Below are 20,279 nucleotides of genomic sequence, written 5' to 3'. Positions count from 1 at the left end.
AGCGCGTGCACAAATCACCGGCACGGTCGGATGCCGTGAACGGGCAGGGAGCGGGCTTTTCACAACCGTGAGCAAAGGCCGTACATCAGCAACCTGTCTCGCATGTAGTGATCAGGATTAAGATGGATCAATACAGCTACAATTTGAGACAAAATACATAAAATACTGTTTCGTTCAATATTGATATACAATACGAAAAGCTGGCGGGTTATATAATCGGTCATATCATGTTCGGTTTGTGAGCAGCGTAATCCGGCTGATCTCAGGCGTTGATATTTTCGCGACTGTGCTAGAGTATCGGGTATCTAGCCTCGAAGACGCGGGACCGGCGCGATGAAATTCTTGCGCGACGCAAAAATTCTTGTAAAATTTATACTCCCGCTTGTCATTATAGCCTTCGCGGCTGGAGGATTGCTCATCTACGCCCGCTCGAGCCTGATTGCGCAATCAGGACAGACTCGGCAGATCGTCGATGTGCAGGCCAAGCGCCTCGCGCTGATCCTTGGCCTCCAAATCGATGGCAGCGAAATCTCCGTCCAGGCGCGGAACCTCGTCCTCGAGACGCGGGAATCCCAGATGGCGGGGTACGAGACCCGCATCAAGCAGGCCAAGGCTCACGCCTTCAACGTCATCGATGAGCTGGGGAAGCTCACCGATACGGCCGAGCGGCGCGCGGCGAACGAAGCGCTGCGCCAGACTTTGACGGCGCTCGGTGCGGTCATCGACCGGGTCATCGCCAGCGCGGAGCAGGGCGACAGCGAACTCGCGCGCGACATCCTGCTGGGCGATGGCAATCCGCTGCGTGCGAAGCTGTGGGAGCTGGCGCAAGCTCGGGTCGAAGTCCTGACGACCGAACTCCAGAGCGAGCGCGATGCGTCCGAGCAATCGGCCTCGCGCGCCACCCTCACGCTGGTGGCAGCAGCCTCGATCGGCCTCGTCGTCGCCATCGCGGCGGGCGTCGTGGTGGTCATCCTCGGCGTTACGGCGCCCCTCAAGAGGCTGGTCCGGACGCTCGAACGGATGGGGCGCGGGGAAATCGACAGCGACATCGCCGAGGCCGCCCGCGGCGACGAGATCGGCGCGGTCGGGCGTGCGGTCGAGGGAATCAAGCGGATGGTCGCCGAGAAGGCAGCCGAGCAGGCCGAGATCCGGCGCCGCGTTGAAGCGGAGGCTTCGGCCGAGCGCAGGCGTGCCCGGGCCGAACTGGCCGAGAGCTTCGAGCGGACCATGGGCGGCATCGTCGGTGCCGTGTCGAACTCGGCCACCGAGCTGCAGACCGCCGCCCAAAGCATGACCGACACCGCAAGTCTCGCGGCGATGCAGGCCGCCACCGTCGCGGCGGCGGCCGAGGAAGCTGCCGGCAACGTCCAGACCGTTGCGGCGGCCGCGGAGGAACTCGGCAGCTCGGTCCAGGAGATCGGCCGTCAGGTTACCGGATCGGCCGATCTGACCCGGATTGCGGCCCGGGAAGCCGGTGAGACGACCCAACTCGTCCAGGCCCTGAACCAGACTTCGGTGAAGATCGGCGAGATGGTCGGGCTGATCGCCAACATCGCCAGCCAGACCAACCTGCTGGCGCTCAACGCGACCATTGAGGCGGCCCGGGCCGGCGAGGCGGGGCGCGGCTTCGCCGTCGTCGCCAGCGAGGTGAAGGAGCTGGCCAGCCAGACCGCCAAGGTCACGGACGAGATCACCGGCCAGATCGGCGCGATCCGGGCGGTGACCGAGAACGCCGTGGCGGCCATCGGCGGCATCACCAGCCGGATCGGCGAGATCGACGGCGTCACCGCCAGCATCGCCGCGGCGGTGGAGGAGCAAGGCGCGGCGACCCAGGAGATCGTCCGCAACGTCGCGCAGGCGGCCTCTGGCACCGGCGAGGTCACCAGCAACATCGTCGGGGTCGCGGAAGCGTCGGAGAAGACCGGAGCGGCCGCGACCCAGGTGCTGGGCGCGGCGGCCGTGCTCTCGGATCAGTCCGGGCGCCTGAACGCCGAGGTCGCCCGCTTCCTCAACGGCATCCGGGCCGCCTGAGGACATGGTGCCGCTCCGATAGACGCGCAAAAGACCAAGGTTTCAAAAGGTCTTCGACCTTTTGCGGGTCCAGGGCAGAGCCCTGCGAAGACTCGGGGCTCGGCGCCCCGAACCCCGCCAAAGGGCCGCAGGCCCTTCGGAAACCCCTATTCTGGCCTTGCGATCGCTCCGTATCAGGCCGCGAGCGCGACGGTGTAATCCGCCTCGGTCTTCTTGCGGATCTCCTCCTCGGAGACGCCGTCGGCGAGTTCGATCAGCCTCATGCCGCCGTCGCCCTTCTTGTCGATCTCGAACACGCCGAGATCGGTGATCACCAGATCGACCACCCGGGTCCCGGTGAGCGGCAGGTCGCAGGCCTTGAGCAGCTTCGGGCTCTCGGTGCCGTCCTTGTTCTTGGCGACGTGCTCCATCACCACGATGACGCGCTTCACGCCGGCGACGAGGTCCATGGCGCCGCCCATCCCCTTCACCATCTTGCCGGGGATCATCCAGTTGGCGAGGTCGCCGTTGCCGGCCACCTGCATCGCCCCGAGGATCGACAGGTTGATGTGCCCGCCCCGGATCATCCCGAAGGAGTCTGCCGAAGAGAAGTAGCTCGTCGTCGGCAGCGCGGTGATCGTCTGCTTGCCGGCATTGATCAGGTCCGGGTCCTCCTCGCCTTCGTACGGGAAGGGGCCCATGCCGAGCATGCCGTTCTCGGATTGCAGCTGCACGGACATACCCTCGGGGATGTAGTTCGACACCAGCGTCGGGATGCCGATTCCGAGGTTCACGTAGAAGCCGTCTTCCAGCTCCTTGGCGGCGCGCGCCGCCATCTGCTCGCGGGTCCAGGCCATCGTTTTACTCCCTTCCCTCGATCAGTGCGTGCCGCCGCCGGCGGCGGCCGCGGGCGTGCTGTCGCCGCGCTTGCGGGTGGTGCGCTGCTCGATGCGCTTCTCGCGCACGCCGACCTCGATGATCCGCTTCACGAAGATCCCGGGCGTGTGGATCGTGTCCGGGTCGATCTCGCCGGGCTTCACGAGGTGCTCCACCTGCGCCACCGTCATCTTGGCGGCGGTCGCCATCATCGGGTTGAAGTTGCGTGCGGTCATCCGGTAGCGCAGGTTGCCCTCGGTATCGCCGGTATGGGCGTGCACGATGGCGAGGTCCGCGAACAGGCCCCGCTCCATCACGTATTCCTCGCCGTCGAACTCCCGCACCTCCTTGCCCTCGGCGACCTTGGTGCCGACGCCGGTCTTGGTGAAGAAGGCCGGGATGCCGGCGCCGCCCGCGCGGATGCGCTCGGCCAAGGTCCCCTGCGGATTGAACTCGATCTCGAGCTCGCCCCCGAGATACTGCCGGGCGAACTCCTTGTTCTCCCCGACATAGGACGAGATCATCTTGCGCACCTGCCGGGTGTCGAGGAGCTTGCCCAGGCCGACCCCGTCGATGCCAGCATTGTTCGAGACGATGGTCAGGCCCTTGACCCCCGAGGCGCGCACCGCCTCGATCAGCTCGTCGGGGATGCCGCAGAGGCCGAAGCCGCCGCACATCACCATCATGTCGTCGCGCAGCAATCCGGCCAAAGCCGCCGTGGGATCCGTGTAGACCTTCTTCATCGAACCGTCCTTTTCCCGCCCGGTCTGTCCCGGCCGAAATCTTGGGATGCGCGTTTCCTTGGGCCTGCTGTCCCTGATTCCGCTGACGAAATCCAGTACCGGTATCCTCGGCCCACATGGCGTCCGGGGCGATCCGTAACCCGCACCGCGCTGGGGAGAGCGGAGCGGCCCGCGCCGCCCCCCGCAGACAAGGGCGGCGGAGCGCGCTATGACGTGCACCCAACGAGCAGACCCGACCGGGCCGCGACGGCTTGAGGGGGCTGGCGCGGCACCTGGCCCCCGGCCGCACCCGCGGCTCGCCCATTCGGAGCATGATGTCGCCGCGCCGCCCGATCTTCGTTGTCGCCCTCGGAGGTCTGATCCTCGCGGGGCTCGGCCTGCAGGACTGGTCGGTCGATGGCGGCCGGGCGATGACCTTCGCGGGCCATGCGCTGGACGATTACGGCCTGGCGCTGACCGCTCAGGGACCGGCGAGCCTCAGGCTTCTGCCGATCCCGCGCCTGAGCCTCGGCCGCGTCCGCATCGCCGCCGGACCCACCGGGCCGACTCTCGCGGAGGGCGGCCGCCTGACGATCGACCTCGACCCGCTGGGATTGCTGGCCGGCCGCGCCGCCTTGGGCGGGCTCCGGCTCGACGATGCGCGGCTGTCGCCGGATGCCGCCGCCTGGCGCGCACCGCTGGCTCAGCTCGCCGTGCGGATGCGCTCGGGCCTGACCCAACGCCCGCGCTGGATCGCCCTGAGCGGCGCCCGCATCGGAAACGGCGACGACGCGCGGGACATCGACGTCGACCTTTCCTGGCCGTTCTGGAGCGCGTCCGCCGAAGCCCATGCCGGCCTGACCTGGCGGGGTGTGCCGACGCGGATCGCGCTGACCCATCTGCTGCCGGCCTATATCGCGCAGGGCCTGCGGACCCCATTCACGGCGTCGGTGACCTGGCCGGATGGCAGCCTGGCCGCCAAGGGGACGGCGGGGTCCCCGCCGGACGGGGATGGCCTGCCGGCGCTGGCCGGGCGCGCCCGGTTCGAGAGCCGCTCGCTTCCCCGGACCCTGGCCTGGCTCGGGCGCGATGCACCGCTCGCGGCGCTAGCCGGCGCCTTCTCGCTCGAGGGACGGTTCGAGGCTGCGGACAGATCCGTGTCGTGGCCGAGCCTGCGCGTGGGGCTCGGCGACGACGTTCTGGATGGCGCGGGCGCCGTGACCCTCGGGGCCGGGACCGCCCCGCGCCTCTCGGTCCAGGCGACGCTGGCGGCCGAGACGCTCAATCTGTCGCCGCTGATGGGCGACCTGATCAAGCTGTTCGAGTCCGAGCCGACGTCGCTGGCGCTGGCACCGCTGACCAAGGGGGATCTCGACCTGCGCCTGTCCGCGGCCGAGGGCCGGGTCGGGCCGGTCCAGGCGCAGGATCTGGCCGCCAGCATCCTGGTGCGGGACGGCGCCGTGGAAATCGCCGTGAACCGCGCCCGCCTTCAGGACGGGACGCTCAAGGGGCGTCTCACCCTGTCGAGCGCCGAGGATCCGGCCGAGACCGAGGTGCGAATGCAGGGTAGCCTGGATCGAGTCGATGCCGGGACCCTGCTGGGCGAGATCGGTGCGGGACGCTGGATGAGCGGGCCCCTGCAGGGCCAATTCAGCCTGGAGGGCAGCGCCCGCGACAGCGCCGGCCTGCTCGCCCATCTCGGCGGCCGTGCCACCCTCTCGGTGGACGGGGGCGCGATCGCGGGACTCGACCTGGCCGAGCTCGTCCATCGCAACGGCGTGGTTCCCGCCGGGGCGCTCGCGCGCCGGAACGGCCGGACCGTCTTCGAGCGCGCCGCGATCACCCTGCGCTTCTCCGACGGGATCGGCGAGTTCGCCGAATCCGGCCTGCGGGGCCCGAGCGTCGGGGCGAGCCTGCAGGGTCAGGTCTCGCTGCCGGGCCGGCGGATCGAGGCCCGGGGCGACCTCGCGCTGCGGGCCCTGGCCGACCCGGCCCGCGGGCTGCTGTTCGAGGTCTCGGGTCCGTGGGACGCGCCCACGGCGCAGATCGTGTCCCACGGCGAGGCGATGCTGCCCGATCCCTTCAAGGTGCCGGCTGCCCTCGGGCTGAGCGGCACCGCCCGCGCCTACGCACCCTGACCTTGGCCATCGCGCCCGCCCGAACCTACAGCATTGTGCCGGATATCGGAACCGGCACGATGCTGTAGATCCTTGATGTCGCATCATCTTTTTCCCGAAAGCCGGTGGCCACCTTTCGGGATGATGCTTTAAGCTCCGGCCCCGAACCCCTCCGTGACCCCCATGCGCCGCCAGCTTGTCGAGGATCCCGTCACCCGCGCCGGACCGCTGTCGCGGCAGCTCGCGGTGTTCTCCATCATCGCCACCGGGCTCGCCCTGATCCTGGTCCGGGACCCGCGCGCCGATACCGACGCGGCGCTGGTGGCTCTCGCGGCCGGGCTCTGCGTCGCCCTGGCCGCGGCGGTCGCGGCATTCTTCGCGTTCGTGCATGTCTGGCGCGAGGGCGCGCGCGGCCTGGGGGCTGCGCTGGCCGGACTGCTGCTCGCCCTGCTGCTCCTGGGCTACCCGGCCTATCTGGGCGTGCGCGGCCTGCGCCTGCCGGTCTTGTCGGACATCACCACCGATATCGACAACCCGCCGGCCTTCTCGCGCTCGCGCGCCGCCTTTGCGGCCCGGGGTGGACTCTACCCGGCCGATCCCGGCCCCGCGATCCGCGAGCGCCAGCGCGGCGCCTACCCGCAGATCGCCCCGCTGACGCTCGATATCGGCGCCGAGGAGGCCTTCGAGTTGGCCCGCAAGGCCGCCCTCAACCGGCATTGGCAGATCGTCGAGGCGATCCGTCCGGGGGGGCGTACCGGCAACGGCCGGATCGAGGCCGTGGCCCGCGGTCTCATCTTGAACCTGCCCGACGACGTGACCGTGCGGATTCGCCCCCGGGCCGACGGCGCCCGGATCGATGTCCGCTCGGCCTCGCGGCTCGGAGGCCGCGACTTCGGCAGCAATGCCGACCGCATCCGGGCCTATCTCGACGACGTCGCCAACCTGGCGCTGGCGGTTAAGTAGATCCCGTCGAGGCGCGGTGGCCCGTCGCAGGTCGCGAGCCCACGTCCGACGAGATCCTCGAGATGGGCGAACACCGACAGGGCGGCCGCCCCCCGCAGCCGTGGATCGAGGCCCTGGTAGATCGCCGCGACCACCTCCGGGATGCGCGCATCCCCGGCGGCCAGGCGAGCGCGGATCGCCGCCTCCCGCTGGCGGCGGTGGCCGATGAGGCAGCGGACGAGGCGCGCGGGTTCGCGCACCGGGCCGCCATGGCCGGGCCAGTAGATCGTCTCGCCGCGCCCGCGCAGCTTCTCCAGCGAGGCCATGTAGGCCCGCATCTCCCCGTCCGGGGGGGCGACGATCGTGGTGTTCCAGGCCATCACGTGGTCGCCCGAGAACAGCGCCTCGGCCTCCGGCAGCGCGAAGGCGAGGTGGTTCATCGTGTGGCCGGGAGTCTCCACGGCCACGAGGGTCCAGCCCGGCCCGGAAACGGTATCGCCGTCCACCATGACCCGCTCGGGGGCGTGCGCCCTGTCGGAGCTGGCATCGAGCATGGGCGCCTCGCCCTCCGTCAAGGCGCGGGCCGCGCGATGCGGGCCGCAGCCGACGATGGGCGCACCGGTCCGGGCCGCCAGGAGACGCGCCCCAGGCGAATGATCCCGATGCGTGTGGGTGACCACGATCACCGCAACCTGCTCGGTGCCGAGGTCGGTCAGCAGCGCCTCGATATGGGCGGGATCGTCCGGACCCGGATCGATGACCGCGACCCGTTCATGGCCGACCACGTAGGTGCAGGTCCCGGTCGCCGTGTAGGGGCCGCCGTTCGGGGCGATTCGCCGCCGGATCAGCGGGGCGACGTGCTCCATGCGCCCGCTCTCGGGCAAGGACCGATCGAAGGTCGGCTTGCTCTCGTCTTCAACCGCCATCGCCACCCCGTGCCTTCCCGGCGGTGGTTCTACGGCTGCGCCGGAGGGCTGCGCAATCGGGTGCGATGGTTCAGGGGGGGGGCGGACGGAGAAATGCCCCCGGCCAGCGGCTCGGGAGCCATGGTTGCGGCGATCCGCCGGTTCGCCTGTCGGTGTCAGGCGGGTCGCGATTCAGCGGTCCCGGTGGGACCGGCCGGTCCGCACACGGACGGGTACGGGAACGGGAGCCGGCACGACGCCGAGCCCAAGGGCAGCCGCGCGCGCCATGTCGGCAGCCCCATCGACGATCTCCGTCACCCGCGCCGCGAGGGCGGCGACCTTGGATCGAACGGCTCTCTTTGCAGTTTGCAGCATCTCGGATCCCGGTTCGGACCTAATGACCAATCATCGAACGCGACCGCCCAACTCCCGTTCCGTCACCCTTCGTCGCGGGGAGGTCCATCAGCGAGACGAAAAGCGGGTCCGTTGTCAAGTGCGCGGAACCGAAGTGAAACCTTGGCGTTTTCGAGTCCAGAACGACGCGGCCGCCCGCGCCGGTACTTTTAAAGGATACGCACAATGCTCGGTTGGGCCGTAACTTTCCTCGTCGTCGCTCTGGTCGCCGCTCTGCTCGGCTTCGGTGGTATTGCCGGAACCGCCATGGAAGCTGCCAAGCTGGTGTTCTTCGTAGCGATCGTCCTGTTCGCGATCTCGGCCGTCGTCGGCCTGATGCGCGGCCGTTCGCCAACTCTGTAAATCAGTCGTAACGACTGACGCTGGCGCCGAGCTGGCGCGCGAATTGGGGGAGCCGCCGTTACCAACGGCGGCTTTTCCATCTTGGGAGACTGTCCGGCCTGCAAAGCGCGTGGGCCGGTCACTGGAAATCACGCCTTTTCGCGATCGCCGCCATCGAGCTTGGCGATGAGTTCGGCAAAACGGTCAGGGACCGGCTGCTGAGCCACCGTGTCGTACATCGCACGCAACTGTGCGGCGAGGCGATTGCGGGTGTGGTCGCTGAGGCCGTGACGGGCAGCAGACCGGTCTTCCGTGGGTGGCGCAGCGCCTCGACCTTCGCCGGAGGGGGGTAGGCGATCTGCGGCGGTTCCAGCATGCGGATCTCCCGTGCGGAGGTCCGCATCCTTGCCCTGGTCCGCCATTCACACGCCCCTTGTTGCCGAAGTCCGCTGGGCCGCATTGTACTGCGGCTCGACATACGCCATGGCTGCGGCTGCAACGCCCGCCCGCCGGATCGGTTCCGCTGGGGGCGGAACGGAGTGCGGGCCTCCGCGTTGGGCGGTAGGCTGCGCAGGATACAAGCCGGCCCCGGCACGACCTCGGTCGAGGACCGAGGCATCGCGGCCGGGCAACACGGCGAGGCACAGGGGATCGAATGTCGACATCGCAACTCGTGGTACAGCACCTGCCGTACCTGCGCCGCTACGCGCGGGCGCTCACGGGGAGCCAAGTGGCGGGCGACGCCTATGTCGCCGCCACCCTGGAAACCCTCGTCAACGAGCCGGATACGCTTGGCCGCAGCACCAACATCAAGGCCGACCTGTTCCGGGTCTTCACCCGGATCTGGAATTCCCTGTCGGTGAACGGGCGCAGCGAGCAGGTCCAGCACGATTTGCCCGCCGAAGTCCGCCTCGGCCAGATCACGCCGCTGCCGCGCCAGGCGTTCCTGCTCTCCTGCCTCGAAGGCTTCTCGGAAGAGGACGCGGCGATCATCCTGGCCGTGGACGTCTCCGAGGTCCGCGACCTGGTGGACGAGGCCGGCCGCGAGCTCGCCGCCGACATGGCCACCGAGATCCTCATCATCGAGGACGAGCCGCTGATCGCCATGGATCTCGAGGCTCTGGTCGAAGGCCTCGGCCACAACGTCATCGGCGTTGCCCGCACCCGGACCGAGGCGATCAAGATCGCCAGCGAGGGCAAGCGCCCGGGCCTGATCCTGGCCGACATCCAGCTGGCCGACGGGTCCTCGGGTCTCGACGCGGTGAACGACCTGCTGAAGACCTTCGAGGTGCCGGTGATCTTCATCACCGCCTATCCGGAGCGCTTCCTCACCGGTGAGCGGCCCGAGCCGGCCTTCCTCATCGCCAAGCCGTTCCAGCCGGCAAACGTCTCCGCGGTGATCAGCCAGGCGCTGTTCTTCCAGCAGACCGCGCGCCGCCGGGAAGCCAAGACGGCTTGAAGCTCCGACCTTCGGAGCGGTTCGCCGCTCCGGACCAGCTACGAACCTCGAAAAACCCCCCGGCCCGAGCCGGGGGTTTTTTGTTGCCCTGGTCCGGTCGAACGCACGCAAAAAAACGGGCTGGAGATGGCTCCAGCCCGTCGAAAAGGTTCCGGCCGATGCACAAGGGGAATGCGGGGAGGACCAGGTGGCCGGGTCTCGATGAAACGAGCGCGGGGCTGGGAGGTTCCGGAAAGTGCGCTTTTTAGGCGAATGTGACCTTTTAAGCACATGGGACGGTTGTGGATGACGGGGGTGCGCCGCCGCACTAACAGCCGGTTCGTCAGCGAATACTCAGGAAGCACAGAGACGGCACAGTCGTGGAACCCGCGATTGCAGACCGCGTTATGGAAACATCCTGTCAAGCTCTCATGATGAGGTCGGGGCGATGCTGCGGTCTGGTTTCATTCTGGGCGTGAGTGCTCCCGCGGCTCTTCTCACCGTGTTGATCCAACCGGTGGTGCGTGAGACGGCCGACCATTGGACCCCCCCGATCCTGGCCGCTGCCTCGACGGTGCAGGCGCCGCTTCCGGGCATGCGTCCGGTCTCGCTGGCCTTGAGCCCGACGCGGGTCGCCGGCGTCCAGCGTGTCGATGGCCGCTCTGTCCCGGTCGCCGAGGAGGGGCAGGAGATCGGTATTCGGCCGATCCTGAAGCAGCCGCCGCAGCCGCGACGGCTGGTCCGCGAGGGCTGTGAGATCGCTCTCAGCTCCCTGGTCGGCCCCGAGGCGCGCCGCATGACCCCGGGTCGCTGCATCTCCTGATCGCCGCTCCCGACGAAGCATGGAAAGCAAAAGGCCCCGCTGTCCCAGCGGGGCCTTTTGCTGTTTTGGCGTTGCCTCAAACGAGAGACGGCGCCGGTCCTGGGGACACGGCGCCGTTACGCGACTCGATCTTGGCTTTGGGTCACTCGGCGCGGCCGGTCCCCGTGGATTGGCCGCCCTTGCGACCGGCCGACGAGGCCAGTTCGCGATCCTGCGAGAAGGAGCGCTTCTCGGCCGGCACGCTGCGTCCGCCCTTGCTGGCGATCTCGCGCTGCCGCGACAGGTCCATCGAGGCAAAGCCCCGCTTCGAGGTTGAATTTCCGGATGCCATCAGTTCCTCCTCAGGCTTCGCTTCACCCCGCAACAACCTTCAGCAATAACCAAGGTTCCTGTGACGAGACGTGGTCAAGTTTGGCAAAGCTAAGCTTGGCAGCAACCGCCGGCTGTGTGCGGCGTTGGTCCCCGGTTGATCTGCGCGTTTGTCCACGGGGGTCCGATGCGGACCGGCCTGAGGCCGGCCTACTCTCGTGCCGCATCCCCGGGGCACCCGACGATGCAGGCTTGGGAAGAGAGGTTTCGGCAGTGACGAACCGCAACATGGTCAAGGACGCGGCCGGATCCGAGCCGGCCGTGAAGCCGAATACGCCGCCGCTGCCGCCGATGCCGGCGCCTGAGGATTCGCCGACGCCGACCACCCGCGAGGAACCGGTGGATTCGCCCCACCTGAATGCCAGTCTGAAGCGGGAAGCCCCTGCTCCGGGCGAACAGGGGCTGTCAACGAAGCGCTGAAGCCATAGACCGTCTCACGGGCGGTCTAGCGGTGACCGACTTCCATCGATCCTTGGTCGGTGCTGCGGAGCGTGCGAGAACACGCGATGGTCTCGCTCGTCCCCTCGGAAATGCTTGCGGGCACGCCCGCACGCGCGGTGTCGGCTTATGCCCGCGGCTACGCCGGGTTCGTTGAAGAGGTCGGGGCACACGTGCGGCGGGTCGAGCCCGCGCGCCCGCACGTCTCGGTCATCATCGCTTTCAGCGGCAAGGTGACGGTCGGCCGGATCGGCAAGCCGGGGTGCGAACTGCACGCGTTTGTGACCGGCGCTGCCAGCGGGCCGCTTCTCGCGGGCCATGACGGTCAGTTGCAGTGTGTCGAAATCGACATCGTTCCCTGGGCCTCGACCGTCCTGCTCGGTGCGCCCCTCACCGCGAGCGATGACCCTGTCGCACTCGCCGACTTGCTCGGCCGCGATGCCGGCACGCTGATCGAGTGCTTGGCTGCCGCTCCCGGCTGGGCTGAACGCTTCGCGTTGCTCGATGCCCTGTTCTTGGCTCGGCTCGCCAGCGCGGCCCGTCTGCCGCGTCCAGAAATCTGGTGGGCCTGGAAGCAACTCGAACGGTCGGCCGGCGCAGTCCCGATCGGCAGGCTCGCGCGGACGATCGGTTGGAGTGACCGTCATTTCGCGCGCTGCTTCCAAGATGCGACAGGCCTGTCCCCGAAGACGGCCGCGCGGCGGATACGCTTCGATCGGGCTCGGGCCATGATGGACAAGAGCGCGATCACGCTGGCCGATGTGGCGGCCACGTGCGGCTACAGCGATCAAAGCCATCTTACGCGGGAATTCGGAGAGCTGGCTGGTTGCCCGCCCGCTGCCTACCGCGCGGCGTGCTTCGAAGATCTTCCCGGCAAGCCCGCATCCCTGCTGGGCGCCTGACACGTCGGATTTCTTCAAGACGCCCGCAGCCGCCGGTGTGAGGATGCCGGCATCGATGGCGAGCGAGCATACCCGCATGGATGGCGAAATCTCTTATTTCGAGGTCGGGAGCGGCGATGCGGCGGTGACCGCTCGGTTTCTGACTGATCTGTTCGGCTGGTCGTTCACGACGATGGGTGATACCGGCGACGGCTGGTTTCAGACGCCCAGGATCAGGGCCGGACTCCACGGCAACGATCCGGCACACGGTATCGTGCTCTACTTCAGCGTGACCGACATCGAAGCGGCGGCGGCGCGCGTGCGTGCGCTCGGCGGCGACGTAGAGGGGCCCAGCGAGGCGGAAGCCGGGTTCGGGCGCTTCTGCAACTGTCGGGATTCGCAAGGCCTCAGGTTCGGCCTGCACCAGCCCGGCTAGAGCGCTCACCGCCGAAGTGGGTACCGGTTCGGCACAAGCGAAGGCGATAAAAAGGCTTTCGAGTCGGGTCCGATTGCAATGTGATCGGGAACGGCTCTGGCGCCTCGTCTTCTTCCGAGGGCCGGCGTCACCTTTCGGAATGATGCGCTCATTGGGACACGCCCGTCAGCCGGACCGCGCCCGCGTCCTGCGGGACAGGCCGACAATGAGCAGGCCGATCGCGAGGATCGTCGCGAGACCGGCCACCATCAGGATCCGCTCGACGAGGGGCGTGTAGATGCCGCGTGCGGCATCGTAGCCGTAGCACAGCAAGGCCAAGCGATCCGCCAAGCCGCCGACCCGTCCCTCGCCGGCTTCCGTGAAGGCGAGGCGGAGGTCGCGTCCGGTCAGCGCCAGCGGTGACAACACCCGGGCCACCCGACCGTCGCGGGTGAGCAGCATCGCGGCGGCGGGGTGGGCAAAACTATCTGTCCCGGGATCGTAGACCGCCGTGTAGCCCAGGGCGCCGGTCAGCCGGGCGAGGGCGGTGTCCGAAACGATCAGGGGCGTGACGTCGGCCGTGCGCGCGCCGAGCGTCTCGTGGATCATGCGGCGTGCGGCCGCGGCATCGTCGCGGGGGTCGATCCCGACCAGCACCCATGCGTAGTCTTCTTGGGCAAGGCCGGTCGCCGCCAGCGCATCCGCGGCCATCGACACCATCGGATCGCACACATTGCCGCAGGTATAGTCCACCGGCAGCAGAAGGGCGGCGCGTCCGCCGAGCGCCTGTCCCAAGGTGGTGGCTTCGCCGGTCCGGGCATCCGTGACCGCGACGGAGAGCGGCGCCTGGGCGCCGGGCGCGGGGGCCGCCGCGACCCGGGCGAGGTCGGCCTGGACCAGCCGCGCCTCGACGGCGCCGGAACCTGCCAAGCAACTGCAGACAATCGTAAGGACGCCGACGATCAGGTACTGGACCGTGCGGGTCGCATCGTGCGTGGGACTGGACAAGGGCTTGATGAACCGCATGGATGTGTCGGCCTGTCCGGCCCTTTCAAGTCCACCCATGCCCGCGAGGGCGTGAAGCCCGTCGCGGAGCCAGCGCATGACCCTCGACACCGAGGTTTCCTCTCTACGTCAGGTGCCGCTGTTCCGCGAGGTCGAGCCGGCGCGCCTGAAGCTCCTGGCCTTCACGAGCGAGCGCGTGCATTTCGAGCCGGGACAGCGCTTCTTCGCCCGGGGCGACGTGGCCGATGCCGCCTACGTGATCCTCAAGGGCAGCGCCGAGGTGAGCATCGACGGGCCGGCGGGCCCGGTCCGGCTCGCGCTGCTCGGGCAGGACGCCCTGGTCGGTGAGATGGGTATCCTGGCCGACCAGCCCCGCTCGGCGACCGTGACGGCGGAGTCGGCCGTGACGGCCCTGCGGATCGATCGCGGCGTGTTCCTGGAGCTGCTGGCGCAGTTCCCCCAGATCAGCATCGCGCTGATGCGGGTGCTGGCACTGCGGCTGGAGCAGACCAACCAGGCGCTCGCCGAGAGCCGAGGCTGACCTCATGCGGTCGGATAGGTAATGAATTCCAGGAGCGAGCCGTCCGGATCGCGGAAGTAGACGCTGAGGCCGGGACCCGCAGCACCATTCCGCTCGACCGGGCCGAGTTCCACCGGCACGCCCGCCGCCTCGAGATGCGCCATCGCCCCCTCGATGGTACCCGACCAGCGAAAGCACAGGTCGCTATTACCCGGCAGCACGGGCTGCGCCGCCACCGGTTCCGCCGTCACGCCCGGGCCGTGGCAATTGAGCTGCACGCCGCCGAACCGGTAGGCGAAGCCGCTCCCGCGTTCGATCACCTCGGCGCCGACCACATCTTGGTAAAAGGCGTTGGACCGCGCCCAGTTGGTGACGTGGATCACGCAATGGTCGAGGTGGATCGCCGGGCGCAGCGGCATCGCGGGCGCGACCACGGCGTTGGTCGAAAGGGTCTCGGTCTCGGCCATGATCACCTTCGCGGTTGTCGCACTGGCTTCGGGTCTCGCGTTCTGAATTAGGGCGCAACCATGGCCGCGGCAGCGGCCGCTCGCGCGTCCGTGCGGCGCAAAAGCTACATCGTCGCAGACTGCGAGACGGTAGGCATAGCGCCCAGGACCGTATCCCGCATGTCAGGACCCATGATCGCACCACACCGATCGGCCTGGAGCCGAATTCGCCGGCTCCTGCTCTCGCGAATTCTGCTCGCCGTCGTGGCGATCGCGCCGCTGGCCGCCTGCCAGACGCGCCCGTCCCAGCTGGCGCAGGACGATGAATCGGCCTGGTACATCGGCACGAAGGCCGACAAACCCTACGACATCCCGCTGGTCGACACCGCCCGGCTCGATCCGAAATATCGCCGCCAGCAGGTCAGCTACAACGGTCCGGAGAAGCCCGGCACGATCCTGGTCGATATCGACCAGCGCCAGCTCCTCCTGGTCCAGGCGGACGGGACCGCGATGCAGTACGGCGTCGGCGTCGGCAAGGCGGGCTTCTCCTGGAAGGGCGAGGCGCGGGTCGGCCGCAAGGGCGTCTGGCCGGATTGGAGCCCGACCGTCACGATGGTCTCGCTCAACCCGGACCTGCCGCGCACCCGCAAGGGTGGCGTCGACAACCCGCTCGGCGCCCGTGCCCTCTACCTGTACCAGGGCAACCGCGACATCCTGTTCCGGATCCACGGCACCAACGAGCCCTGGAGCATCGGCGAGCAGATGTCGTCGGGCTGCGTCCGGATGCTCAACGAGGACGTTGCCGACCTCTACGAGCGCGTGCCGGTGGGCACCCGGGTGCTGGTGAAGCGCAGCGGCAAGTACCGGGCCTGACGCCCGGTCGCCGTGGGGAGCGGCCGAGCCGGCGCGCTCACGCCGTCTTGTCGTGGCCCTCGGTGAAGTCCCGCCACAGCAGGACCAGGGCCGCCATCACGGCCGGGCCGACGAACAGGCCGAGCAGCCCGAAGGTCTCGACGCCGCCGAGGATGCCGAGCAGCACCCACAGGAACGGCAGCTTGGTCGTGCCCCCGATCAGCGCCGGCCGGACGAAGTGGTCGGCCACAAAGGTGACGACGAAGCCGGCCACCGCCACCACGACGGCGGCCTTCACCGAGCCAGCCGCGACCAGGAGCAGCGCCGCGACCGCGATGGCGACGGCCGCGCCGAACGGGATCATCGCGGCCACCGCCGTGAACGCGCCGAGCAGCACCGGATGCGGCACGCCGGTGAAGTAATAGACGACGCCCAGGATGAACCCCTCGCCGAGGCCGACCAGCACGAGGCCGTCGACGGTGCCGTGCACCGAGGCCACCATCTGCCGCGCCACGCGCTCGCCTCGGGGGCCGAACAGCCGGTCGCAGGCGACCTGAGCCTGCTCCGTCACCATGCGCCAGTCGCGGAACAGAAAGAACAGGGCCACCAGGCTGAAGCCGAACAGTACGATCCGGTGCAGCACCTCGCGCCCGAAATTCCGCGAGGCGCCGATCACCGAGTTGTTCTCGAACCGGTGCAGCAGGTCCGAGCCGGCCTGGGCGTGCCCGAGATTGTCGTTCCACCAAGCGGTAGCCTGAGCGGCGCCGTAGGGCAGGTGCTGGAGGAAGTCCGGGGCCGGGACGCCGTTCGCCTCGGCGCTACGCACGAACTCGGCGACGTCGTGGGCTTCGCGCGCCGCCTGCACGCCGAGGATCGCGAGAGGCGCGAGGAAGACCAGCGCCACCGCCGCGGTCATCAGCGTCGGCAGCAGCAGGTTGTGCCGGCCCGGCGGGAAACGCCGCTCCAGGCGGGCGTAGAGCGGCCACAGCGCGATGGCCAGCACCACCGCCCAGGCCAGGGCCGGCAGGAAGCCGTGCAGGATCCAGAGGCCGAGCGCGGACAGCGCCAGAACCAGCATGACCCGCGCTGTCCCCTGTGAGCGCGCCCGCTCCGGCGGGGGCGGGGGGGCGGCATGCGTCGGAACCGCGACGGGTTGGGCCGTGGGTAACATCGGTTTCGTCTCCTGAGCGCCGTGCGAAGGATCCCGCGCAGATCAGCCGAACACTTCGCGGGGCGGCGCGTGGTCCCTGCGCCCATCTCGACGGACGACCCGGGACCAGCGCTGCAACGCACCGGGAACCGTTACGGTTGCCGCCTCCGACCCCCTCGTGTAGAGGTCGCGGCCGTCCGACCGGCCCGCGCAACAGGGGCCGGCATGCGTATTGGTGGCCGCGCGGGGCGTGAGCGCCGGGTCGCCCGGCGTCGAGGGGGCTCCCCGCCCGACCGGTCCGGAAACCGAACAGCCCGCGAGAAGACATGTCCGACGAGCCCGCCCACGGCACCGCCACCTTCGAGCGCGTGGCCGACATCATAGCCGAGACGGCCGACATCCCGCGGGACAAGATCACGCCGGAGAGTCACGCCATCGACGATCTCGGCATCGACAGCCTGGCCTTCCTCGACATCGCCTTCGCGGTCGACAAGGCCTTCGGGATCAAGCTGCCGCTCGAGCGCTGGACCCAGGAGGTCAACGAGGGCAAGGTCCCGGCGGAACAGTATTTCGTGCTCAAGAACTTGTGTGCGCGCATCGACGCCCTGGTGGCCGAGAAGGCCGCCAAGGTCTGACGCGCTAGAGCCCGACGCACCCCCATGCGCCTCGAATATTTCGAGATGATCGATGCCGTGCGGCACCTCGACCGGGCCGCCGGCCGGATCGAGGCGCTCGCCCGGGTGCCGCTGGAGAGCCCCGTCTTCGAGGGGCACTTCCCCGGCCATCCGCTGGTGCCGGGCGTGCTGCTGACCGAGACGATGGCGCAGGCCTCGGGCTACCTCGTGCTCGCCCATCTCGACTTCACCCGGATGCCGTTCCTCACCGGGGTCGACAAGGCCCGGTTCCGGTCCTTCGTCGGGCCCGGCGCGGAGCTGATCGTGACGGCCAGCCTGGAACATGACGGCTCGGGCTACGCGGTGACCAAGGCCGCGATCAGCCATGCCGGCAAGCCGCTCTGCGACGCGGAGCTGCGCTTCCGCACCATGCCGTTCCCGGACGGGCTCGACGCGCCGATGCGCGAGCGGGCCCGGACGATCGGCCTGTTCCCGGATCCGGTGCAGCCATGAGCCGCCCCGTCCTCGTCACCGGCCTCGGCCTCGTCTCGTGTGTGGGGGAGGGGATCGACGCGCATCTCGCCGCCCTTGAGAGCGGCGCCGCTCCCCGGGCCGACACCGAGACCTTCGCACCCTATTGCGTCCATCCGGCGCCGCCGATCGCCTGGGATGGGCAGATCCCCAAGCGCAGCGACCAGCGCCAGATGGAGGCGTGGCAGCGGCTCGGCGTCTACGCCGCCGGCCTCGCCCTCGAATCCGCCGGCGTGAAGGAGGATGCCGCCCTCAAGCAGGCGCTCCATCTCGTGGTGGCGGCCGGCGGCGGCGAGCGCGACTACGCGGTCGACGGCGCGATCCTGACCGGCTTGCGCGATGCCGCCGATCCGGGCGCCTATCTCAACGAGCGGCTGCAGAACGACCTGCGGCCGACGCTGTTCCTGGCCCAGCTCTCGAACCTGCTCGCCGGCAACATCGCGATCGTGCACGGGGTCACGGGCGCCTCGCGCACCTTCATGGGCGAGGAATCGGCCGGCGTCGATGCGTTGCGGATCGCCCAGGCCCGGGTCGCTTCGGGCCAGATCGACGCGATCCTGGTCGGCGGTTCCTACAGCGCCGAGCGGCCGGACGTGCTGGTGGTCCATGAGATGGGCGGATACCTCGCTCGCGCGCCCTACCGGCCGGTCTTCGAGCGGGCCGATGCAGCCCCAGGCTTCATCCTGGGGAGCTGCGCCGCCTTCCTGATCCTGGAATCCGAGGCGCACGCCGCCGCCCGCGGAGCCCGGGCGCTCGCCCGGCTGGACCGGGTGGCGAGCGATCGCACGCAGCGCATTCCCGGCAGCGTCGCCGCCAGCCTCGAAGCGCTCTGGCCGCAGGCCGGCCTCACGGCTCCGGACCACGTCCTGTCCGGAGCCACCGGAGTCGCACCGATCACCGCTGAGGAGCAGGACGCGCTCGCGCGGCTCGCACCCGATGCCGGCCTTCATGCCCTCGGCGACGTGATCGGGCACGGACTCGAGGTCGTCGCCCCGCTCGGAGCGGCGCTTGCCGCAGGTCTCGTCGCGGCCGGATCGGCCCGCGAGGTGGCGGTGACGACGGTCGGCCATCGCCGCGGCGAAGGCGTGCTGCGGCTGGTTCCGGCCTGACCCGCGCCTGAAGCGGGGCTTTCGGATCGGCGAAGCCGGATCATCGTCGATTCGGCGGCCCTGGCTATCTGTCTGACGACGCGGATCTTCTCCTGATGTCACATGTCTATGTCGGTCGATAATATCTCTGCCGCGTCGATCTTGGATCCGGCCGAAATATTTCTTCGGACTTGCCAACGGGGCGCCGAAGGCCTATCTCCGGTTCATCGGCACGTGTCCGGATATCTTGGACCGTTACGCCTTCGCAGGGCGGTTCTGACTTTCCTATCGCTATCGGTCGATACCGGCATTCGCTTCCAGAGCGGGTGCCATCTCTCACGACGCCTGCGAAGATCGAGGAATTCCATGAGCACCGGAACCGTCAAGTGGTTCAACGAGACCAAGGGCTACGGCTTCATCCAGCCGGATGACGGCGGCAAGGACGTGTTCGTTCACGTCTCGGCTGTCGAGCGCGCCGGCCTGCGCGGCCTGAACGAGGGCCAGAAGGTCTCCTACGAGCTGGAAACCGATCGCCGCAGCGGCAAGGAATCCGCTGGCCAGCTCCAGACGGTCTGATCGCCGCTTCGTCGGCCTTTGTCGAAGCCGCTCTTGAGGGAGCGGCTTCTTCGTATTCAAATCCGATTTCGGGACGACGGCGGCCCGCCGCGCCCAACACAGGAGTGTCTGTGAGCTTTCCGAACAAGCAAGGCGTCGTCGATCGACTGGAGGCCGCCGCCAAGGCGCGGTCCGAGATGCTGGCCCGGTTCCGGGCCCGCCCGACTGCCGATGATCCGGCCGTCCTCGCCCGCCAGTCCGCGCGCCGCGCCGTGGTTGATGCCCGCGAAGCCCGTGCGGCCGAGCGTGCCGCCCAGCGCGAGGCGGAACTCGCCCGTGCCGCCGCCCAGGCCGAGGCCGAGCGTCAGGCCGAGGCCGAGCGCAAGCTGGCCGAGCAGCTCGCCGCCCAGGAGCGTGCCAAGGCCCTTCAGGCCGAGCAGAAGCTCCAGCGCGATGCGCGCTACCTCGCCCGCAAGGCCAAGGCGGCCAAGAAGCGGTAAGGTCTCAACGCCCAGGTGGCAGCCGATCCGGCACGCGGGCGCGTGAGAGTCAAAGACATTGGGGGGCCGGTCCGATCGTGACGCGGTCGGCCGCCCTCGAGCGTCCCGTTCGAGACCCCGTCACAGGAGCTTGGCATGACCCATAAATTCAAGATCGGCCAGCGAGTCTGCCGGGTGCAGCTCGGACTTCCGGGTGACAAGGGCGGCGGCGAGATCTTCGAGGTTCTGCGCCTCATGCCTGAGGATCAGACCGGCGAGCGTTCCTACCGGATCCGGACAGAAGCCGGCGAGCGGGCGATCCGCGAGAGCGAACTGGTCGCCGTCAGCCGTCTCTGATCGGCCATCGA

General features: G+C 68.9%; 26 protein-coding genes. 17 read left to right on the top strand and 9 right to left on the bottom strand.

The window, feature by feature from the left end; genetic code table 11:
- The first annotated feature begins 333 nt into the window (after window positions 1–333).
- Window positions 334–2,031: a methyl-accepting chemotaxis protein gene (locus MKL20_RS31970; protein ID WP_244040054.1), complete on the top strand. Its 1,698-nt coding sequence runs from the start codon at window positions 334–336 to the stop codon at window positions 2,029–2,031.
- 173 nt (window positions 2,032–2,204) lie between these two features.
- On the opposite strand, the gene MKL20_RS31965 is transcribed toward MKL20_RS31970, so the two are convergent.
- Window positions 2,205–2,867: a CoA transferase subunit B gene (locus tag MKL20_RS31965; protein WP_244040053.1), complete on the bottom strand. Its 663-nt coding sequence runs from the start codon at window positions 2,865–2,867 to the stop codon at window positions 2,205–2,207.
- 21 nt (window positions 2,868–2,888) lie between these two features.
- Window positions 2,889–3,629: a CoA transferase subunit A gene (locus tag MKL20_RS31960; protein WP_244040052.1), complete on the bottom strand. Its 741-nt coding sequence runs from the start codon at window positions 3,627–3,629 to the stop codon at window positions 2,889–2,891.
- Between the two features lie 314 nt (window positions 3,630–3,943).
- On the opposite strand from MKL20_RS31960, the gene MKL20_RS31955 reads away from it, so the two are divergent.
- Both MKL20_RS31955 and MKL20_RS31950 read left to right on the top strand, forming a co-directional pair.
- Entirely contained in the window at window positions 3,944–5,746 is a 1,803-nt protein-coding gene (locus MKL20_RS31955; RefSeq protein ID WP_244040051.1) for an AsmA family protein, read from the top strand.
- Window positions 5,747–5,908: 162 nt separating this feature from the next.
- Window positions 5,909–6,688 carry a DUF1499 domain-containing protein gene (locus tag MKL20_RS31950; RefSeq protein WP_244040050.1) on the top strand — a complete coding sequence of 260 codons (780 nt, stop codon included), beginning with the start codon at window positions 5,909–5,911 and terminating at the stop codon, window positions 6,686–6,688.
- On the opposite strand, the gene MKL20_RS31945 is transcribed toward MKL20_RS31950, so the two are convergent.
- Entirely contained in the window at window positions 6,646–7,593 is a 948-nt protein-coding gene (locus MKL20_RS31945) for an MBL fold metallo-hydrolase (protein ID WP_244040049.1), read from the bottom strand. The two genes, MKL20_RS31950 and MKL20_RS31945, sit on opposite strands and share 43 nt — an antisense overlap.
- A 171-nt stretch (window positions 7,594–7,764) precedes the next feature.
- On the bottom strand, window positions 7,765–7,947 hold the full coding sequence (locus MKL20_RS31940) for a hypothetical protein (RefSeq protein WP_244040048.1): 183 nt from the start codon (window positions 7,945–7,947) through the stop codon (window positions 7,765–7,767).
- Between the two features lie 204 nt (window positions 7,948–8,151).
- Between MKL20_RS31940 and MKL20_RS31935 the strand changes: the two genes are divergently transcribed.
- Window positions 8,152–8,328 carry a DUF1328 domain-containing protein gene (locus tag MKL20_RS31935; RefSeq protein ID WP_007568853.1) on the top strand — a complete coding sequence of 59 codons (177 nt, stop codon included), beginning with the start codon at window positions 8,152–8,154 and terminating at the stop codon, window positions 8,326–8,328.
- Between the two features lie 128 nt (window positions 8,329–8,456).
- Here MKL20_RS31935 and MKL20_RS31930 read toward each other — a convergent pair whose 3' ends face one another.
- Window positions 8,457–8,729: a NepR family anti-sigma factor gene (locus MKL20_RS31930; RefSeq protein WP_244040047.1), complete on the bottom strand. Its 273-nt coding sequence runs from the start codon at window positions 8,727–8,729 to the stop codon at window positions 8,457–8,459.
- Window positions 8,730–8,962: 233 nt separating this feature from the next.
- Between MKL20_RS31930 and MKL20_RS31925 the strand changes: the two genes are divergently transcribed.
- Complete coding sequence (locus tag MKL20_RS31925) at window positions 8,963–9,766, top strand: response regulator (RefSeq protein WP_007568855.1); 804 nt, start codon at window positions 8,963–8,965, stop codon at window positions 9,764–9,766.
- Window positions 9,767–10,193: 427 nt separating this feature from the next.
- On the top strand, window positions 10,194–10,568 hold the full coding sequence (locus MKL20_RS31920) for a hypothetical protein (protein WP_244040046.1): 375 nt from the start codon (window positions 10,194–10,196) through the stop codon (window positions 10,566–10,568).
- Between the two features lie 142 nt (window positions 10,569–10,710).
- On the opposite strand, the gene MKL20_RS31915 is transcribed toward MKL20_RS31920, so the two are convergent.
- Entirely contained in the window at window positions 10,711–10,899 is a 189-nt protein-coding gene (locus tag MKL20_RS31915) for a general stress protein (RefSeq protein WP_007568857.1), read from the bottom strand.
- 251 nt (window positions 10,900–11,150) lie between these two features.
- Between MKL20_RS31915 and MKL20_RS31910 the strand changes: the two genes are divergently transcribed.
- The 3 genes from MKL20_RS31910 to MKL20_RS31900 all read left to right on the top strand — a co-directional run bounded on the left by MKL20_RS31910 (window position 11,151) and on the right by MKL20_RS31900 (window position 12,692).
- Window positions 11,151–11,357 (top strand): hypothetical protein, encoded by a 207-nt coding sequence (locus tag MKL20_RS31910; RefSeq protein WP_244040045.1) that lies wholly within the window; start codon window positions 11,151–11,153, stop codon window positions 11,355–11,357.
- A gap of 86 nt (window positions 11,358–11,443) precedes the next feature.
- Entirely contained in the window at window positions 11,444–12,277 is an 834-nt protein-coding gene (locus tag MKL20_RS31905; RefSeq protein WP_244040044.1) for a helix-turn-helix domain-containing protein, read from the top strand.
- A 55-nt stretch (window positions 12,278–12,332) separates the two neighbouring features.
- Entirely contained in the window at window positions 12,333–12,692 is a 360-nt protein-coding gene (locus tag MKL20_RS31900) for a VOC family protein (protein WP_244040043.1), read from the top strand.
- Between the two features lie 165 nt (window positions 12,693–12,857).
- Here MKL20_RS31900 and MKL20_RS31895 read toward each other — a convergent pair whose 3' ends face one another.
- A complete protein-coding gene (locus MKL20_RS31895) occupies window positions 12,858–13,697 on the bottom strand; it encodes an SCO family protein (protein WP_244040042.1) in 840 nt (279 codons plus the stop codon).
- A 76-nt stretch (window positions 13,698–13,773) separates the two neighbouring features.
- Between MKL20_RS31895 and MKL20_RS31890 the strand changes: the two genes are divergently transcribed.
- Window positions 13,774–14,217, top strand: coding sequence for a cyclic nucleotide-binding domain-containing protein (locus MKL20_RS31890; RefSeq protein WP_007568861.1), 444 nt, complete (start codon window positions 13,774–13,776; stop codon window positions 14,215–14,217).
- Window positions 14,218–14,219: 2 nt separating this feature from the next.
- Here MKL20_RS31890 and MKL20_RS31885 read toward each other — a convergent pair whose 3' ends face one another.
- Complete coding sequence (locus tag MKL20_RS31885) at window positions 14,220–14,663, bottom strand: VOC family protein (RefSeq protein WP_244040041.1); 444 nt, start codon at window positions 14,661–14,663, stop codon at window positions 14,220–14,222.
- Window positions 14,664–14,834: 171 nt separating this feature from the next.
- Here MKL20_RS31885 and MKL20_RS31880 point away from each other — a divergent pair, with 171 nt between their 5' ends.
- Window positions 14,835–15,515, top strand: a complete 681-nt coding sequence (locus MKL20_RS31880) for a L,D-transpeptidase (RefSeq protein WP_244040040.1) — start codon at window positions 14,835–14,837, stop codon at window positions 15,513–15,515.
- 37 nt (window positions 15,516–15,552) lie between these two features.
- Here the strand turns inward: MKL20_RS31880 and MKL20_RS31875 are convergent, their stop codons facing one another.
- On the bottom strand, window positions 15,553–16,665 hold the full coding sequence (locus MKL20_RS31875) for an AI-2E family transporter (RefSeq protein WP_409568221.1): 1,113 nt from the start codon (window positions 16,663–16,665) through the stop codon (window positions 15,553–15,555).
- A gap of 305 nt (window positions 16,666–16,970) precedes the next feature.
- Between MKL20_RS31875 and MKL20_RS31870 the strand changes: the two genes are divergently transcribed.
- The 6 genes from MKL20_RS31870 to MKL20_RS31845 all read left to right on the top strand — a co-directional run bounded on the left by MKL20_RS31870 (window position 16,971) and on the right by MKL20_RS31845 (window position 20,268).
- Window positions 16,971–17,279, top strand: a complete 309-nt coding sequence (locus MKL20_RS31870; protein ID WP_243963159.1) for an acyl carrier protein — start codon at window positions 16,971–16,973, stop codon at window positions 17,277–17,279.
- Window positions 17,280–17,303: 24 nt separating this feature from the next.
- Window positions 17,304–17,771 (top strand): 3-hydroxyacyl-ACP dehydratase FabZ family protein, encoded by a 468-nt coding sequence (locus MKL20_RS31865; RefSeq protein WP_244040038.1) that lies wholly within the window; start codon window positions 17,304–17,306, stop codon window positions 17,769–17,771.
- Window positions 17,768–18,898, top strand: coding sequence for a beta-ketoacyl-ACP synthase (locus MKL20_RS31860; RefSeq protein ID WP_244040037.1), 1,131 nt, complete (start codon window positions 17,768–17,770; stop codon window positions 18,896–18,898). The genes MKL20_RS31865 and MKL20_RS31860 overlap by 4 nt, the downstream gene beginning before the upstream one ends.
- Window positions 18,899–19,243: 345 nt before the next feature.
- Entirely contained in the window at window positions 19,244–19,453 is a 210-nt protein-coding gene (locus MKL20_RS31855) for a cold-shock protein (protein WP_007568877.1), read from the top strand.
- A gap of 110 nt (window positions 19,454–19,563) precedes the next feature.
- Entirely contained in the window at window positions 19,564–19,932 is a 369-nt protein-coding gene (locus MKL20_RS31850) for a DUF6481 family protein (RefSeq protein WP_243963163.1), read from the top strand.
- A gap of 135 nt (window positions 19,933–20,067) precedes the next feature.
- Window positions 20,068–20,268 (top strand): hypothetical protein, encoded by a 201-nt coding sequence (locus MKL20_RS31845; RefSeq protein WP_243963164.1) that lies wholly within the window; start codon window positions 20,068–20,070, stop codon window positions 20,266–20,268.
- Window positions 20,269–20,279 lie beyond the last annotated feature (11 nt).

This window comes from Methylobacterium sp. E-066 (assembly GCF_022829635.1).
In the GTDB taxonomy this organism is placed as follows: domain Bacteria; phylum Pseudomonadota; class Alphaproteobacteria; order Rhizobiales; family Beijerinckiaceae; genus Methylobacterium.
Note: the sequence above shows the minus strand (reverse complement) of the source record. Positions and strands in the feature narration are given on the sequence as shown.

Coding starts and splice junctions, on each gene's coding strand:
- MKL20_RS31885 (WP_244040041.1), bottom strand. CDS start 14,663: ATGGCCGAGACCGAGACCCTTTCGACCAACGCCGTGGTCGCGCCCGCG.
- MKL20_RS31915 (WP_007568857.1), bottom strand. CDS start 10,899: ATGGCATCCGGAAATTCAACCTCGAAGCGGGGCTTTGCCTCGATGGAC.
- MKL20_RS31920 (WP_244040046.1), top strand. CDS start 10,194: ATGCTGCGGTCTGGTTTCATTCTGGGCGTGAGTGCTCCCGCGGCTCTT.
- MKL20_RS31905 (WP_244040044.1), top strand. CDS start 11,444: ATGGTCTCGCTCGTCCCCTCGGAAATGCTTGCGGGCACGCCCGCACGC.
- MKL20_RS31950 (WP_244040050.1), top strand. CDS start 5,909: ATGCGCCGCCAGCTTGTCGAGGATCCCGTCACCCGCGCCGGACCGCTG.
- MKL20_RS31865 (WP_244040038.1), top strand. CDS start 17,304: ATGCGCCTCGAATATTTCGAGATGATCGATGCCGTGCGGCACCTCGAC.
- MKL20_RS31970 (WP_244040054.1), top strand. CDS start 334: ATGAAATTCTTGCGCGACGCAAAAATTCTTGTAAAATTTATACTCCCG.
- MKL20_RS31965 (WP_244040053.1), bottom strand. CDS start 2,867: ATGGCCTGGACCCGCGAGCAGATGGCGGCGCGCGCCGCCAAGGAGCTG.
- MKL20_RS31875 (WP_409568221.1), bottom strand. CDS start 16,665: ATGTTACCCACGGCCCAACCCGTCGCGGTTCCGACGCATGCCGCCCCC.
- MKL20_RS31940 (WP_244040048.1), bottom strand. CDS start 7,947: ATGCTGCAAACTGCAAAGAGAGCCGTTCGATCCAAGGTCGCCGCCCTC.
- MKL20_RS31870 (WP_243963159.1), top strand. CDS start 16,971: ATGTCCGACGAGCCCGCCCACGGCACCGCCACCTTCGAGCGCGTGGCC.
- MKL20_RS31945 (WP_244040049.1), bottom strand. CDS start 7,593: ATGGCGGTTGAAGACGAGAGCAAGCCGACCTTCGATCGGTCCTTGCCC.
- MKL20_RS31930 (WP_244040047.1), bottom strand. CDS start 8,729: ATGGCGGACCAGGGCAAGGATGCGGACCTCCGCACGGGAGATCCGCAT.
- MKL20_RS31880 (WP_244040040.1), top strand. CDS start 14,835: ATGATCGCACCACACCGATCGGCCTGGAGCCGAATTCGCCGGCTCCTG.
- MKL20_RS31955 (WP_244040051.1), top strand. CDS start 3,944: ATGTCGCCGCGCCGCCCGATCTTCGTTGTCGCCCTCGGAGGTCTGATC.
- MKL20_RS31845 (WP_243963164.1), top strand. CDS start 20,068: ATGACCCATAAATTCAAGATCGGCCAGCGAGTCTGCCGGGTGCAGCTC.
- MKL20_RS31935 (WP_007568853.1), top strand. CDS start 8,152: ATGCTCGGTTGGGCCGTAACTTTCCTCGTCGTCGCTCTGGTCGCCGCT.
- MKL20_RS31900 (WP_244040043.1), top strand. CDS start 12,333: ATGGCGAGCGAGCATACCCGCATGGATGGCGAAATCTCTTATTTCGAG.
- MKL20_RS31925 (WP_007568855.1), top strand. CDS start 8,963: ATGTCGACATCGCAACTCGTGGTACAGCACCTGCCGTACCTGCGCCGC.
- MKL20_RS31895 (WP_244040042.1), bottom strand. CDS start 13,697: ATGCGGTTCATCAAGCCCTTGTCCAGTCCCACGCACGATGCGACCCGC.
- MKL20_RS31960 (WP_244040052.1), bottom strand. CDS start 3,629: ATGAAGAAGGTCTACACGGATCCCACGGCGGCTTTGGCCGGATTGCTG.
- MKL20_RS31890 (WP_007568861.1), top strand. CDS start 13,774: ATGACCCTCGACACCGAGGTTTCCTCTCTACGTCAGGTGCCGCTGTTC.
- MKL20_RS31855 (WP_007568877.1), top strand. CDS start 19,244: ATGAGCACCGGAACCGTCAAGTGGTTCAACGAGACCAAGGGCTACGGC.
- MKL20_RS31860 (WP_244040037.1), top strand. CDS start 17,768: ATGAGCCGCCCCGTCCTCGTCACCGGCCTCGGCCTCGTCTCGTGTGTG.